Annotated in this window: 11 protein-coding genes; 4 read left to right on the top strand and 7 right to left on the bottom strand. The window is 64.9% G+C overall.

All coding sequences use genetic code 11. The features are described 5' to 3' along the window. Positions 1–26: 26 nt before the first annotated feature. The 3 genes from ACE04A_RS19535 to ACE04A_RS19525 form a co-directional block, all read right to left on the bottom strand. On the bottom strand, positions 27–710 hold the full coding sequence (locus tag ACE04A_RS19535; protein ID WP_448717186.1) for a GntR family transcriptional regulator: 684 nt from the start codon (positions 708–710) through the stop codon (positions 27–29). 97 nt (positions 711–807) lie between these two features. Beyond that, positions 808–2,583, bottom strand: coding sequence for an IlvD/Edd family dehydratase (locus tag ACE04A_RS19530; protein WP_279994492.1), 1,776 nt, complete (start codon positions 2,581–2,583; stop codon positions 808–810). A 40-nt stretch (positions 2,584–2,623) separates the two neighbouring features. Then, positions 2,624–2,773 carry a hypothetical protein gene (locus ACE04A_RS19525; RefSeq protein WP_485820419.1) on the bottom strand — a complete coding sequence of 50 codons (150 nt, stop codon included), beginning with the start codon at positions 2,771–2,773 and terminating at the stop codon, positions 2,624–2,626. Between the two features lie 32 nt (positions 2,774–2,805). On the opposite strand from ACE04A_RS19525, the gene ACE04A_RS19520 reads away from it, so the two are divergent. Next, a complete protein-coding gene (locus ACE04A_RS19520) occupies positions 2,806–3,801 on the top strand; it encodes a Bug family tripartite tricarboxylate transporter substrate binding protein (protein ID WP_485820418.1) in 996 nt (331 codons plus the stop codon). A gap of 300 nt (positions 3,802–4,101) precedes the next feature. Next, the gene (pdeR, locus tag ACE04A_RS19515; protein WP_279994496.1) at positions 4,102–6,099 is read left to right on the top strand and encodes a cyclic di-GMP phosphodiesterase; all 1,998 of its coding nucleotides are present in this window, start codon (positions 4,102–4,104) and stop codon (positions 6,097–6,099) included. 27 nt (positions 6,100–6,126) lie between these two features. Here the strand turns inward: pdeR and ACE04A_RS19510 are convergent, their stop codons facing one another. Continuing rightward, complete coding sequence (locus tag ACE04A_RS19510) at positions 6,127–7,011, bottom strand: crotonase/enoyl-CoA hydratase family protein (protein ID WP_100855262.1); 885 nt, start codon at positions 7,009–7,011, stop codon at positions 6,127–6,129. A 386-nt stretch (positions 7,012–7,397) separates the two neighbouring features. Here ACE04A_RS19510 and ACE04A_RS19505 point away from each other — a divergent pair, with 386 nt between their 5' ends. Further along, on the top strand, positions 7,398–9,497 hold the full coding sequence (locus ACE04A_RS19505) for a TonB-dependent receptor (protein ID WP_485820417.1): 2,100 nt from the start codon (positions 7,398–7,400) through the stop codon (positions 9,495–9,497). A gap of 8 nt (positions 9,498–9,505) precedes the next feature. Here the strand turns inward: ACE04A_RS19505 and ACE04A_RS19500 are convergent, their stop codons facing one another. Further along, the gene (locus tag ACE04A_RS19500) at positions 9,506–10,261 is read right to left on the bottom strand and encodes an SDR family oxidoreductase (RefSeq protein ID WP_448717182.1); all 756 of its coding nucleotides are present in this window, start codon (positions 10,259–10,261) and stop codon (positions 9,506–9,508) included. A gap of 150 nt (positions 10,262–10,411) precedes the next feature. Between ACE04A_RS19500 and ACE04A_RS19495 the strand changes: the two genes are divergently transcribed. Beyond that, positions 10,412–11,323 carry a LysR family transcriptional regulator gene (locus tag ACE04A_RS19495; RefSeq protein WP_448717180.1) on the top strand — a complete coding sequence of 304 codons (912 nt, stop codon included), beginning with the start codon at positions 10,412–10,414 and terminating at the stop codon, positions 11,321–11,323. Here the strand turns inward: ACE04A_RS19495 and ACE04A_RS19490 are convergent. Together ACE04A_RS19490 and ACE04A_RS19485 are read right to left on the bottom strand one after the other, a co-directional pair. Continuing rightward, a complete protein-coding gene (locus ACE04A_RS19490; RefSeq protein WP_448717179.1) occupies positions 11,302–12,696 on the bottom strand; it encodes a GntP family permease in 1,395 nt (464 codons plus the stop codon). The genes ACE04A_RS19495 and ACE04A_RS19490 overlap by 22 nt on opposite strands. 163 nt (positions 12,697–12,859) lie before the next feature. Then, complete coding sequence (locus ACE04A_RS19485; protein WP_448717177.1) at positions 12,860–13,336, bottom strand: NUDIX hydrolase; 477 nt, start codon at positions 13,334–13,336, stop codon at positions 12,860–12,862. Positions 13,337–13,397 lie beyond the last annotated feature (61 nt).

The following is a 13,397-nucleotide window of genomic DNA, read 5'->3' as shown; positions in this document are numbered from 1 at the left end:
CCTGATCTATGAAGCGCCGCGGATTTTCACGCCCGCAACCGCGTCTGCTCCGACGCCAGATAGGCGTCTCTGGAAGGCAGCAAATGATTCCGGCAGATCGCCATCAGCGCGTCCCGGTCGCCCGCGCGTAGCGCCTGGATCATGGCCCAGTGTTCCTGCCTTGCGCGTTCGCGGTAGGCCGGCGCAACCAGGGTGCCGAAGCGGATCGGGTGGGTGCGGCGGGCGTATTCCTCAATCGCCTGGCCCAGCACGGCGTTGTCCAGCAGGCCGAAGAATTCGCGGTGAAAGCGTTGGTTGCTGCGGAATACGCGGCGTGCGTCGCCGTCGGCCACGGCGGCGTCGTGTTCGCGTTGCACCATGACCAAGGCCGCCAGTCGCGCTTCGGGAACGGGTAGCGGCATCTGGCTGGCGGCGTGCACTTCCAGCACTTCGCGCAGCGCGTACAGCTCCATGACTTCGCGCGCGGAAAATGCCCGCACGACGGCGCCGACGTTGCGCTTTTTTTCCACCACGCCCAGCAATTCAAGCTCGGTCAGCACTTGCCGCACGGCATGACGCTTCATGGAAAAGCGCGCCATCAGCTCGTCTTCGGTCAGGCGTTCGCGCGGGTGCAGCCGGCCGAAGACGATGTCTTCTTCCAGGGCTGCCACCGCGGATTGCGTGGCGTCGGGGGCCTCTGCTTGCAGGGCGTCGGGCGTGATGGCGTTCATGTTTGCGGGCGTTTGCTCAGTCGGCTTACGTTGGTCTGCTTATTTTGAAACGGCTGCTTCGCATCGGCCGCTTCGCAACGGCTTACATCGAGTCGGCCTATTTCTTCGGCACCGTGTCATGCGTAACGCCGGCGCGCAGGAAGTCGAAGTCAACGCCCTGATCGGCCTGCGTCACGGTTTGCAGGAACAGCTTGCGGTAGCCGCGGTCGGCGGTGGGCCGGGTGATGGGCTTTTCCGCCGCGCGGCGCGCCAGTTCGGCATCGTCCACCAGCAGCGCAATTTCCCGATTGGCCACCGACAGCCGGATGCGGTCGCCATTTTGCACGTAAGCCAGCGGGCCGCCAATCGCGGATTCGGGCGTGACGTGCAGCACGATGGTGCCGGCCGCCGTGCCGCTCATGCGGCCGTCTGAAATACGGACCATGTCCTTCACGCCCGCGCGCGCCAGTTTCTTGGGGATCGGCATGTAGCCGGCTTCGGGCATGCCCGGTGCGCCGGTCGGGCCGATGCGCTTGAGCACCAGGATGTCGTCGGCGGTCACGTCCAGCGCGTCGTCGTCGATGCGGCGCGCCATGTCCTCGGCGTCTTCGAACACCACGGCGCGGCCTTCATGTTCCATCAGCTTGGGGTTGGCGGCCGACTGCTTGATGATGGCGCCGCCCGGCGCCAGGTTGCCGCGCAACACGGCCAGGCCGCCCACGGGGTAGATCGGCGACGCAGCCGTGCGGATCACGTCCTGTTTGAAGGGCGCGGGCGCGTCGTCCAGTTCCTGGCCCAGCGTGCGGCCGGACACGGTCATCACGTCCAGATGCAGATAGGGGCGCAGTTCGCGCAGCAGCGCCAGCATGCCGCCGGCGTCGTGGAAGTCTTCCATGTAGTGCTGGCCCGACGGCTTCAGGTCCACCAGCACGGGAGTTTCGCGGCTGATGCGGTCCAGGCCCGCCAGGTCGATGTCGATACCCAGGCGGCCGGCGATGGCGGTCAGGTGCACGATGCCGTTGGTGGACCCGCCAATCGATAGCAAGACGCGCAAGGCGTTCTCGATGGATTTGCCGTTGATGATCTGGTCGGGCGTCAGGCGCGATGCCGCCATGGCGACGGCGGTGGCGCCGGTGCGTTCGGCCACGCGCACGCGGTCGGCGGTGACGGCCGGGGCGGACGCGCCGCCCGCCACCATCATGCCCAGCGCTTCGGTGATGCAGGCCATGGTGCTGGCCGTGCCCATCACCGAACAGGTGCCCACGCTGGCGACCAATTGGTTGTTGACGTCGGCGATCTCCGGCGCGTCGATCTCGTCGGCGCGGTAGCGGCCCCAGTAGCGGCGGCAGTCGGTGCAGGCGCCGACCCGTTCGCCACGGTGCGAGCCGGTCAGCATCGACCCCGTGACCAATTGAATGGCGGGCACGCCGGCGGACGCCGCGCCCATCAGTTGCGCGGGCACGGTCTTGTCGCAGCCGCCGATCAGCACCACGGCGTCCATGGGCTGCGCGCGGATCATTTCCTCGGTGTCCATGGACATGAGGTTGCGCAGGTACATGCTGGTGGGTTGCGAGAAGCTCTCGTGCACCGAAATGGTCGGGAAGTCCATGGGCAGACCGCCGGCCAGCATGACGCCGCGCTTGACGGCTTCGATCAGTTGCGGCGCGTTGCCGTGGCAGGGGTTATAGCTGCTGCCGGTGTTGACGATGCCGATGATCGGACGGGCCAGGGCGTCATCGGACAAGCCGGCGCCCTTGATGAACGCCTTGCGCAAGAACAGCGAAAAGCCCTTGTCGCCGTAGTTCGTGAGCCCGCGCGCCACGCCCTGCGCGGTGGCGCTGTCGCTATCAAAAGGGCCCATCGCGGGCTTGGCGCCCTTGGTCTCGTCCGTCATTTTCAGTCCCGATAATATTATTGATAATCCAGGTCCAAGATCATATCCAGCCTTTGAAAGCGACGGCAAGCGGTTCCTGTATGCCGGAATATTGATCGAAATTACCGATCAGTCGATAGAAAAATTCTGATTCTTCAATCAAGTTCACGCTCCTAAACTGGCGCGGTTGACGAGCCGGGCGTCCGTCCATTCCTATACTCATCCCGGCTGGAGAGAGACCTTATGTCAGACCTGCGTCTGCGGCCACGCCGTGCCGTCCTGCTATCCCTGCTGGCCTTGTGTGCCGGCGTGTCCGCCCCGGCCCTGTCCGCCGCTGCCTACCCGGACAAGCCTATCCGCCTGATCGTGCCGTACCCGCCTGGGGGCGCCACCGATGTGATCGGCCGCGTGCTGGCGCAGGAACTGACGGGCGCGCTGGGCCAGTCCGTGATCGTGGAAAACCGCGCGGGCGCGGCGGGCAACATTGGCGCCGACCAGGTCGCCAAGGCCCAGCCGGATGGCTACACCTTGCTGATGGGCGCGCTGACCAGCCACTCCATCAATGCCGCCTTGTACCGTGGCCGCGTCACGTATGACGTGGAAAAGAGTTTCGCGCCGGTGTCCATCGTGGGCACGGTGCCGCTGGTGTTCGTGGTGAACCCGTCGGTGCAGGCCAAGACCTTGTCCGAGTTCATTGCCTTGGCCAAGTCCAAGCCGGGCTACATCACCATGGCCTCGGCCGGCAACGGCTCGCCGCAGCATCTGGCGGGCGAAATGTTCAAGCGCGCCGCCGGCGTCGACATCCTGCACGTGCCCTACAAGGGCAGCGGCCCCGCCATGACCGACCTGATGGGCGGCCAGGTGTTGAGCATGATCGAAACCGTGCCTGCCGCGCAGGGCAACATCAAGGCGGGCAAGCTGCGCGCGTTGGCGGTGACGTCCCCCGCGCGCGTGGACGCGTTGCCGGACGTGCCGACCGCGGCGGAAGCGGGCCTGAAGGACTTCGAGGTCAGCTCCATGTTCGGCATCGTTGCGCCCGCCAACACGCCGGCGCCGGTAATCGAACGTTTGAATGGCGAGTTGAAGAAAATCCTGGCCAAGCCAGAGGTGAAGGCGTCGTTGTTGAACCAGGGCGCCATCGCCACCTGGACCACGCCGGCCGATGCGAGCAAACGGGTGTCGGCGGAAGTCGCCCGCTGGACCAAGGTGATCGACGAAGCCGGCGTGAAGCCAGAGTAAGCCTGATCGCTGCGCCTCTCGGCTGAACCATTTACGCCACACGCCGAAGATTTCCGAACGAAGTCTTCGGCGTTATTTTTTGTGCGACGCCAAAAGGGGCCGCGCAACAAGACGTTCGTCGCAGGGGAACCCGGCGCACTAAAGGGCGCGGGGAAGCAGGTGGGCACGCCGCCGGTTCAGACTGCCGTTGCAATAATCCGTAATACAGCGTTTGTTGCACCGCAAACGGGTATTGACCCTGTTCGGACTAGGCCGTAATGTACTTTGCGGTCCAGCCTAGGACAGTGGGGGGATACCACGATGACAGAGAATCAAGACGAAAAGTCGATCCTGTACACGCAGTTCGGTACGCACAGCCCTTATTGGCGTCTGTCGGCCGATAGCGACGCCATACAGTTGGCCGCCATCAAGGGGGCGACCAACATCGCATTGGCGCTGCGGCCGGATCAGGCAGACACGGTTCGATCGCTGACGGGGATTACCTCCAGCGTGCGCATCGACATCTTGCTGTACGGCGATCTGCTGCGCTTGCACCTGGTGGGCCGCAAGATCAATCCGAACGAATGGGCCGGCACCGCGTCCGCCTATTCCGATACCGAATCCGTCGCCAAGGACCTGGTCGAAGGCCTGTCGTTTGCCGAGACGGTGGTGTCCGAAGCCAATTCGGTGATCGTCATCGTGGACCAGAACGGCCGCGTGCAGCGCTTCAACAAGCTCAGCGAGGAATACACCGGCAAGCGCGAGCAAGACATCGTCGGGCGTAGCGTGTTCGAAATGTTCATGACGCGCGAAGAGGCCATTGCTTCGCGCCGCAATATCGCGGAATTCTACAAACGCGGCCAGTCGTATGAGGTCGAGCGCCTCATCAACACGGTCAAGGGCCCACGGCTCTTTTTGTTTCGCAACAAGTTCGTCACCAGCGGCAGCGGTGAAAAGCGTGTGTACCTGATCTGCTCGGGCACCGACATCACCGAAGAACGCCAGGCGCAGGAACGGCTGCGCGTGCTTGCCAATACCGACATGCTGACCAACCTGCCTAACCGGCATGCCATTACGTCGCGCTTGAAAGCGGCGTTGGCGGCAGGGCAGGACGGGCGCGGCGGTGTGCTGTTTCTGGATCTGGACAACTTCAAGCGCATCAACGACCACTATGGCCACGGCTTCGGCGACCGCCTGCTCAAGGCTGTGTCGGTGGCGATTTCAACCTGCCTGTCGCCGGGCCAGACGCTGGCCCGCCTGGGTGGCGACGAATTCATCGTATTGCAGGAACAGGCGCAGGCCTGGGAACTGGAAGCCACTGCCGAACGCATCATCGAACGGCTGCGCGAGCCGTTCCGCCAGGGCTTGATCGAGGTCTACACCAGTTGCTCGATCGGCATCGCCATGTACCCCGACCACGGCGCCGACCTGGACAGCGTGGTGCGCAGCGCCGACATCGCCATGTATGTGGCCAAGGAAGCAGGGCGGCATACCTACCGCGTGTTCCAGCCCGACATGGACCGCCGCAACGCCGACTACGTGTGGCTTGACACCAACCTGCGCAAGGCCTTGTCCGAGAATCACCTGATGCTGTATTACCAGCCCAAGCTGGTGGGCCGCACCGGTGAAGTCCACAGCGTCGAAGCGCTGTTGCGCTGGCGCTCGCCCGATCGTGGCATGGTCTGCCCCGGCACCTTCATTCCCTATGCGGAAGAATCCGGCCTGATCTCGCCGCTGGGCGTGTGGGTGATGCGCGAAGCCGCGCGCCAGGCCGCGGCCTGGAAGCGCGACGGCCTGAACATCCGTATCGCCATCAACATGTCGGCGCGGCAGTTGGACGACAAGGGCGTGGTCAGCGACTTCATGCGCGCCATTGGCGATGCGGGCCTGGAGCCTTGCATGCTGGATATCGAGCTCACCGAAAGCTGCCTGATCGATGACGAAGACGCCGCCATCGATCTCATCAAGCAGTTCCGCCAATTGGGCGCGCGCGTGCACCTGGACGACTTCGGCACCGGCTATTCGTCGCTGTCGCAACTGGCGCGCATTCCGCTGGACGCCATCAAGCTGGACGCCAGCTTTGTGCGCGGCGTGAACGAGAACCCGGTGTCGCAAGCGCTGGCCCGCGCCATCGTGGCCGTGGCGCGCACGCTGGAATTGAAGGTGATTGCGGAAGGCGTGGAAACGCTTGAGGAAACCGCCTTCCTGGATACGCTGGGCGTGGACGCCAAGCAAGGCTATCTGTACGCCAAGCCCATGCCCGCGACTGAATTCGTTGCCTGGCTGGCTCAGCGGCGCCGGCTGCATCTGATCGCCTGATGCAGCCCGCGCGATGCGGGGGCGCGCTCAGTGCATGGTGGCTTCCTGCACGGCCTCGCTGCTGACGGCGCTGCGGCGGTTCTGCGCCAGCACCAGGCGTTCCATGTAGGCACGGTCTTTCGGGTCGATCGAGAATGCGGCCTCGACCCAATCCTCGGTGATGTCCATCAGTTCGGAACGTGACAGGTTCAGCACGCGCTGGCGTGCGCGCAGCATGGCGCGCATGCCGTTGAGCTTGGGCCGCATCACATCGATGAAGGTGCGCGTGGCGCGGTAGGCCTCGCCCGGTTCAAACAAGGTGTCCACCAGCCCCTTGCCGTGGAACCATTCCGCCGTATGCGATTCGCCCGAGCTGATCAGCTCTTCCGCCAGCTTCATGCCCGAACGGCGCGCCACCAGCGAATAGCCGCCCATGCCCGGAAACAGGTTGAACGCCATTTCCGGAAAGCCCATGCGCGCATTGTTCTGCGCCAGCACGAAGTGGTGTGCCAATGCGGCTTCAAAGCCGCCGCCCAGCGCCGTGCCCTCGATCATCGCCAACGAGATCGCACCGGTGTCGAAGCCGCGCGAGGCTGCATGCACGCAGTCCACGCAAGCGCGTGCATAGGCCCGCAGCGCTTCGCGCTTGCCGTTGCGGATAGCTTCGGCGAAGAAATTCAAATCGCCGCCCACGTTGTAGATCTGCGGCACCAGCGAACCGGTGACCCAGAAGTCGATGGGCAGGCCCGAGTCCTTGGCGGCGCGCGCCAGGGTCATGATTTCGTCGATGAGTTCGTGGTTAAAGCACGGCCGCGGTTGTGCGCGCAGCATCATCCACATGACTCGGCGTCCCTCCTCATAAAAGGCCGAGATTTGCTTCATGTTGCCCGCGGCGGTGAAGGGGTGGCAGTCTGTATGAATGAGTTGATTCATTTGCTTTCGTCCAATCGATCAAGGTGAGTCGGAGTACTGCCGGGTCAGCCTAAACCAGAGCTTCCGGGTGCCGTCTCATGCAAACCTCGTCCGACTGGCCAGACTTGGCCGTAGGTCGAACCGCCGAGTGATTAAAGAGAAAGTCTTGCCAAGCGGAGCAAGCCCTCGGCCTCTCGGGCGAGGCGCGCATCGCCGCAACGGATGACCAAGCTCGCAAATTCGCGACCTTGCGGGCAGGGCGCCAAACCGCTTGCGGTGCGCTTGCCGTCATGCGTTCGGATGAGGATGTTGCAGCACTGCAACAAGATTGAGTCTCATTTGAAATAGAATCAATTCTCGATAGCATCGCGCCTTTCATTTTCCTGAACCGACGTAAAGGTCTTGCGATGCATCCGCCGTTTGTCCCACGCTCCCTCTCTTTGGCGGTAGCGTTCGCCCTGTCATCCGCCTTGCCGCAGGCACTGGCGCAGACCGCCCAATTGCCCGCCATCAGTGTCGAAGGCGCCAACGCCGACGACCCGCGTGTGCCGGAAGTCACCACCGCCACGCGCACGCAGACGCCGGCCCGCTACGTGCCGCAGACCATCGACACCGTGAAGGTCGAAAACGTGCAGAACTACGGCGTCACGACGATCAGCGACGCACTGTCGGGCATGCCCAACGTGTCCAGCGCGCAAGACACCCGCTTTGACTCGGTGCGTATCCGCGGCTTTGACGCCAGCAGCGATTTCTATCTGGACGGCATCCGCGACGACAGCCAGTACGTGCGCGACCTGCACAACATTGAACGCATCGAAGTGCTGAAGGGGCCGGCCGCCGTGCTGTACGGACGGGGCAGCCAGGGCGGTATCGTCAACCGCGTCAGCAAGGCGCCGCAGCCGGGCCGCGAATCCAGCATCGAAGCGCAGACCGGCAGTTGGGATTTGCGCAGCGTGTACGGCGACTTCAGCGCCGACCCCAGCGATAACGTCAGCGTGCGCCTGAACCTGGGCCAGGAAGACAGCAACAGCTTTCGCCACAAGATCGGCGGCACGCGCCAACTGGTGGCGCCCGCCATCAACTGGCGCATCACGCCCAACCTGGACTGGCTGGTGCAGTACGAATACAGCCGCTACGACCGCACGCCCGACCGCGGCATTCCCAGCGTCAACGGCCGGCCTGCGGACGTGGGCCGCAGCACCGTCTACGGCGACCCCGACCGCGACTACATCGACGACCGCGCGCAATCCTTCCGCTCGCGGCTGGCCTACACGCTGGCGCCCGATTGGCAACTGCGCTACACGCTGGGCGTGTTCAAGCTGGACAGTGATTTCGACAACACCTACCTGACGGGCTACAACGCCGCCACCGGCAAGGTCACGCGCACACGCTGGCAGCAGGACCTAAGCACGCGCAACATCACCAACAACCTGGAAACCGAAGGGGTGTTCCATACCGGCGGCATCGAGCACCGCGTGCTGTTCGGGGTGGAACTGGCCCACCAGGACCGGTCGCCCACTTTGTATTCCGCCGCCACGCGCGGGCCGGGCGCGCAGCCCGTGCCGGCGCTGGATCTCTATGATCCGGACTTGTCCCAGCAGCACAACGGCGCCATGGCGCTCAGCAGCGACGCGCGCCACAAGGTCAAGAGCCAGGGCTATTACGTGCAGGATCAGATCCGGCTGAACGACGCCTGGCAGGTATTGCTGGGCGTGCGCATGGACCGCTTCAATATTGATTCCACCAACCGCATGCTGGATGCCTCGGCGTCGCACGACAGCCGCGGCGTCAGCCCGCGCGTGGGGCTGGTGTGGTCGCCGCTGCGCGACCATTCCTTCTATGCCTCGTACAGCAAGACGTTTTCACCCACGGGCGGCGGCACCATCGGCATCACGCCGAACGCGCGCGGCAACACCAACGAGCTGGCGCCCGAACACACGCGCCAGACGGAAGTGGGCGTCAAGAGCGATTGGCTGGACGGGCAGTTGAGCACCACGCTGGCGCTGTACCAGCTTGAACTCTATAACCGCCGCACCACCGACCCCAACGACCCGACGCTGGTGCTGCTGACCGGCAAGCAGCGTTCACGCGGCATCGAGCTGACCGCCGCCGGCCGGCTGACGGGCAACTGGTATCTGCGTGGCGGGATCGGCCTGCAAAACGCCGCCATCATCGAAGACAACAACGGCATGGCGGGCAACCGCGTCAGCAACGTGGCGCGGCGCAACGGCAGCGTCTTCCTGACCTACAAGCCGGCCGAGGGCCTGTACGGCGAAACCGGGCTGACCTTCGTGGGCGAACGCTACGCCGACAACACCAACCTGACGACGCTGCCGGGCTATGCGCGGTGGGACGCGCTGGTGGGTTATCGCACCGGCAAGTGGGACTGGCGCCTGGCCATGCGCAACATCACCGACAAGACCTACTACGGCTCGGCCACCAGCGCCGGGCAGATCCAGGTGGGCGAGCCGCGCACCGTGGTGGCCACGGCGCAATACCGGTTCTAACGACGCGCTCAGGCCATGCCGCCATTGGCGCGCAGCACCTGGCCGTTGACCCAGCCGCTGTCGGGGCCGGCCAGGAATGACACGATGCCCGAGATGTCTTCCGGCTGGCCCAGCCGTTCCAACGGCGGCATCTTGGCAAAGTGCTCGATCAATTCGGGGCTCTTGCCCGTCAGGAACAGTTCGGTGGCGACGGGGCCGGGCGCCACGGCATTGACCGTGATGCGGCGCCCGCGCAGTTCCTTGGCGAACACATGCGTCAGGCTTTCCACCGCGGCCTTGCTGGCGATGTAGATGGCATAGCCCGGCAGGTTGGTCGCCACGGTGGTGCTGGACACGTTGACGATGCTGCCACCGTCGGCCAGGCGCGTGGCGGCTTCGCGCAGCGTGTTGAAGGTGCCTCGGGTATTGATGTTGAAGGTCTGGTCGTAGTCTTCGTCGCTGGTCTGCGCCAGCGGCTGCACCTTCAATACGCCTGCGCTGTTGACCAGCGCGCTGACGCGGCCCAATTCCGATTCCACTTTGTCGAACAGCGCGCGCACCTCGGCGGGCTTGGCCACGTCGGCCCGCACCGCCAGCGCGCGGCCGCCGGCCTGGCGGATCTCGTCGGCCAAGGCCTCGGCGTGCGAGGCGCTGGCGGCGTAGTTGATGGCGACGGCGTAACCGTCCTGCGCCAGGCGGCGCACGATGGCGGCGCCAATACCGCGCGACCCGCCGGTGATCAGGGCGACGCGTTGTGATGCGTGATCAAGGGTTTGCGTATTCATGGGGGGGCTCCAGTGAAAGGGGAAGGCAAAGCAAAGGCAAAACAGGGAATCGAAACTGCATGGAACGAATCATGAACTATTCCAAACTGAAAATAATTACCCTATATTCGCTAAGTTAATTTCATTTGCATTAATAATCGGCAGCCACCCATGGACCGTTTCCAGGAAATGCAGGTATTCGTCCGCATCGCCGAGCGGCGCAGTTTTTCGCAAGCGGCGGAAGACCTGCGCATCCCGCGCGCCACGGTCACGAACCTGATCAAGCGCATGGAAAAGCGTCTGGGCGCGCGGCTGCTGGAACGCACCACCCGTCAGGTGCGCTTGACGCATGACGGCGAGGCCTATTACCAACGCTGCGTGCGCTTGCTGGCGGACCTGGAAGAGGCCGACGGCGCCTTCCTGAACACCGCGCCCAAGGGGCTGCTGCGCGTCAATGCGCAGGGTACGCTGGCCAAATACTTCCTCATGCCGGGCTTGCCTGGCTTTCTGGAACGCTATCCCGACATCGTCCTGCATCTGGGCGAGGACGACCGGCTGGTGGACCTGGTGCGTGAAGGCGTGGACTGCGTGCTGCGCTCGGGCACCTTGCAGGATTCATCCCTGGCGGGCAGGCAGATCGCCTTGATGCCGCAGGTGACGGTGGCCAGCCCCGCGTATCTGGCGCGCTTTGGCGAACCCACCGGCCTGGACGATCTGGCCGGCCACCGGGCCGTGGATTACATCTCAAGCGCCACCGGCCGCGCCATGCCCCTGGACTTCATGGTGGACGGGCGTAATGTCACGGCGCAGCCCGCGTCCGTGGTCAGCGTGACGGGCGCCGAGCTCTACACCAGCGCGGCGTTGGCCGGCCTGGGCCTGGTGCAGGTGCCGCGCTATCGCGTCGAGCGTGAACTGGCGGCCGGGCATCTGCGCGTCGTGCTGCCGGATCTGCCGCCCGCGCCCATGCCGGTGTCGGTGCTGTATCCGCAGAACCGGCAGGTGTCGGCGCGGGTGCGCGTCTTTACGCAGTGGCTAACCCAGGTGTTCGCCACCGCGTTCGATCAGACGATGCCGGTCAGGTAGTAAACCGAAATCACCACGAACACCGACAGCGTTGAAATCAGCGTGATGGCGAAGATGTCGCCATACGACTGGCGATGCGTCAGGCCGGTAACGGCCAGCAGCGTGATGACCGCGCCGTTGTGCGGCAGCGTGTCCATGCCGCCGCTGGCCATGGCGGCGACGCGGTGCAGCACCTCCATGGGGATGCCGGCCGCCACCGCGCCGTCGATAAAGGTCTGCGCCATCGCGGCCAGCGCGATGCTCATGCCGCCCGATGCCGACCCGGTGATGCCCGCCAGCGACGTCACCGCCACGGCTTCGCCGACCAGCGGGTCGGGAATGGCCTTGAGCGCGTCGGCCACCAGCAGAAATCCCGGCAGCGCGGCAATGACGCCGCCAAAGCCGTATTCGGCCGCCGTGTTCATGGACGCCAGCAACGCGCCCGACACGGCGCTTTTGCTGCCTTCGGCAAAATGCGCCCTGATGGTGGAAAACGAAAACATCAGGATGGTCGCGATACCCGCGATCAGCGCGCCCATTACCGCCCACAGCGCCACCTGGTCGGCGGCGTTGACGGGCAGGGGCTGGGCCAGGCCAGGCAGGTCCACTTCGGCGCCCGCCGGATACCAGCCGGGAATCCAGCGGGTCAGCAGGAAGTTCACCACCCCCACGACCACCAGCGGCAGCAGCGCGATCAGCGGATGGTGATCGCGTTCGGTAGCGGGCGTGGTGGGTTCGTTGCGCAGGTCGGTGCCATAGGTTTCGCCCGCCGCCGCTGCGCGTTTGCGCCGCCATTCCAGATACGTGATGCCCACGGTCAGCGTGAACGCCGCGCCGATCAGGCCCAGCCAGGGCGCGGCCCAGGTGGTGGTTTCAAAGAAGGTGGTGGGGATGATGTTCTGGATCTGCGGCGTGCCGGGCAATGCCGTCATGGTGAAGGTGAACGCGCCCAGCGCGATGGCGCCGGGCATCAGCCGCTTGGGAATGCCGCCTTGGCGGAACATCTCGGCCGCGAAGGGGTAGACGGCAAACACCACCACGAACAGCGACACGCCGCCGTAGGTCAGCACCGCGCACACCATCACGATGGCCAGGATGGCGCGCTCGGCGCCGATCATGCGCAGCACGGCCTGCACGATGGCGCGTGAGAATCCGGACAGCTCGATCAGCTTGCCGAACACGGCGCCCAACAGGAACACGGGGAAATACAGCTTGGCGAAGCCCGCCATGCGCTCCATGAAGATGCCCGAGAACACGGGGGCCAGCGCGGATGGATCCGTCAACAACACCGCGCCCATGGCTGCAATGGGCGCGCACAAGATGACGCTATAGCCTCGATACGCCGCCAGCATCAGGAACGCCAGCGCCGCCACCACGATAAACAATCCGGTCATTCACGACTCCAGGAATGAAGAGATAAGGGGTGCAAGGGGCTACACCTTACCTGATCATGCGGGCAGCATTGCAAGGGCCTGGTGGGCGATGTTCAGGTCAACCGCGGCGTCGTCGCCGTCTGGCTCAGGACGCCGACTTATTACGACGACGTACGACGCCGACTTACGACCCCGACATCAGCGCCGCCGCCTTGTGGGCCAGGCGCGCCACGCCGAAGCTCGTGGCAAGTTCGTGGCCGTCCAGGTCGGCAAGCGCAATCCAGCGTGCGTCGCGCGCGTCGTCGCCGGCTACCGGTTCGCCGGACTGCCAGCGGCACAGCATGGCGATCAAGATGAAATGACGGCGCAGGGCGCCGGTGTCGTCGCGGTCGAAGACGTCCACCGCGTCGAACACGTGCAGGGGCTCGGCCACGACGCCGGTTTCTTCCAGCAATTCGCGCACGGTCGCTGCTTCGAGGGGCTCACCGGCGTTGATCTTGCCGCCGGGAAAGGCCCAGCAGTTTTCGTCGGGCGGATTCGCGCGGCGCACCAGCAGCACATGGCCGTCGCGGATGACGGCGGCAATGGTGGCGGCAATGGGGGCAGCGACGGGGGCAGCGTTGGAGCCTGAAGGCGGGCGCGGCGCGGCGGGGGAGGTCATGCGGAAATCTCCTAGGGGTGGCGCTCATCCTAACGTATCGGGCGAGGCCACCCCCAGGCGC

This window comes from Achromobacter colocynthidis, assembly GCF_057334535.1.
This window is presented reverse-complemented; position numbering and strand designations above follow the sequence as displayed.

Coding starts and splice junctions, on each gene's coding strand:
- ACE04A_RS19535 (WP_448717186.1), bottom strand. CDS start 710: ATGAACGCCATCACGCCCGACGCCCTGCAAGCAGAGGCCCCCGACGCC.
- ACE04A_RS19530 (WP_279994492.1), bottom strand. CDS start 2,583: ATGACGGACGAGACCAAGGGCGCCAAGCCCGCGATGGGCCCTTTTGAT.
- ACE04A_RS19525 (WP_485820419.1), bottom strand. CDS start 2,773: ATGGACGGACGCCCGGCTCGTCAACCGCGCCAGTTTAGGAGCGTGAAC.
- ACE04A_RS19520 (WP_485820418.1), top strand. CDS start 2,806: ATGTCAGACCTGCGTCTGCGGCCACGCCGTGCCGTCCTGCTATCCCTG.
- pdeR (WP_279994496.1), top strand. CDS start 4,102: ATGACAGAGAATCAAGACGAAAAGTCGATCCTGTACACGCAGTTCGGT.
- ACE04A_RS19510 (WP_100855262.1), bottom strand. CDS start 7,011: ATGAATCAACTCATTCATACAGACTGCCACCCCTTCACCGCCGCGGGC.
- ACE04A_RS19505 (WP_485820417.1), top strand. CDS start 7,398: ATGCATCCGCCGTTTGTCCCACGCTCCCTCTCTTTGGCGGTAGCGTTC.
- ACE04A_RS19500 (WP_448717182.1), bottom strand. CDS start 10,261: ATGAATACGCAAACCCTTGATCACGCATCACAACGCGTCGCCCTGATC.
- ACE04A_RS19495 (WP_448717180.1), top strand. CDS start 10,412: ATGGACCGTTTCCAGGAAATGCAGGTATTCGTCCGCATCGCCGAGCGG.
- ACE04A_RS19490 (WP_448717179.1), bottom strand. CDS start 12,696: ATGACCGGATTGTTTATCGTGGTGGCGGCGCTGGCGTTCCTGATGCTG.
- ACE04A_RS19485 (WP_448717177.1), bottom strand. CDS start 13,336: ATGACCTCCCCCGCCGCGCCGCGCCCGCCTTCAGGCTCCAACGCTGCC.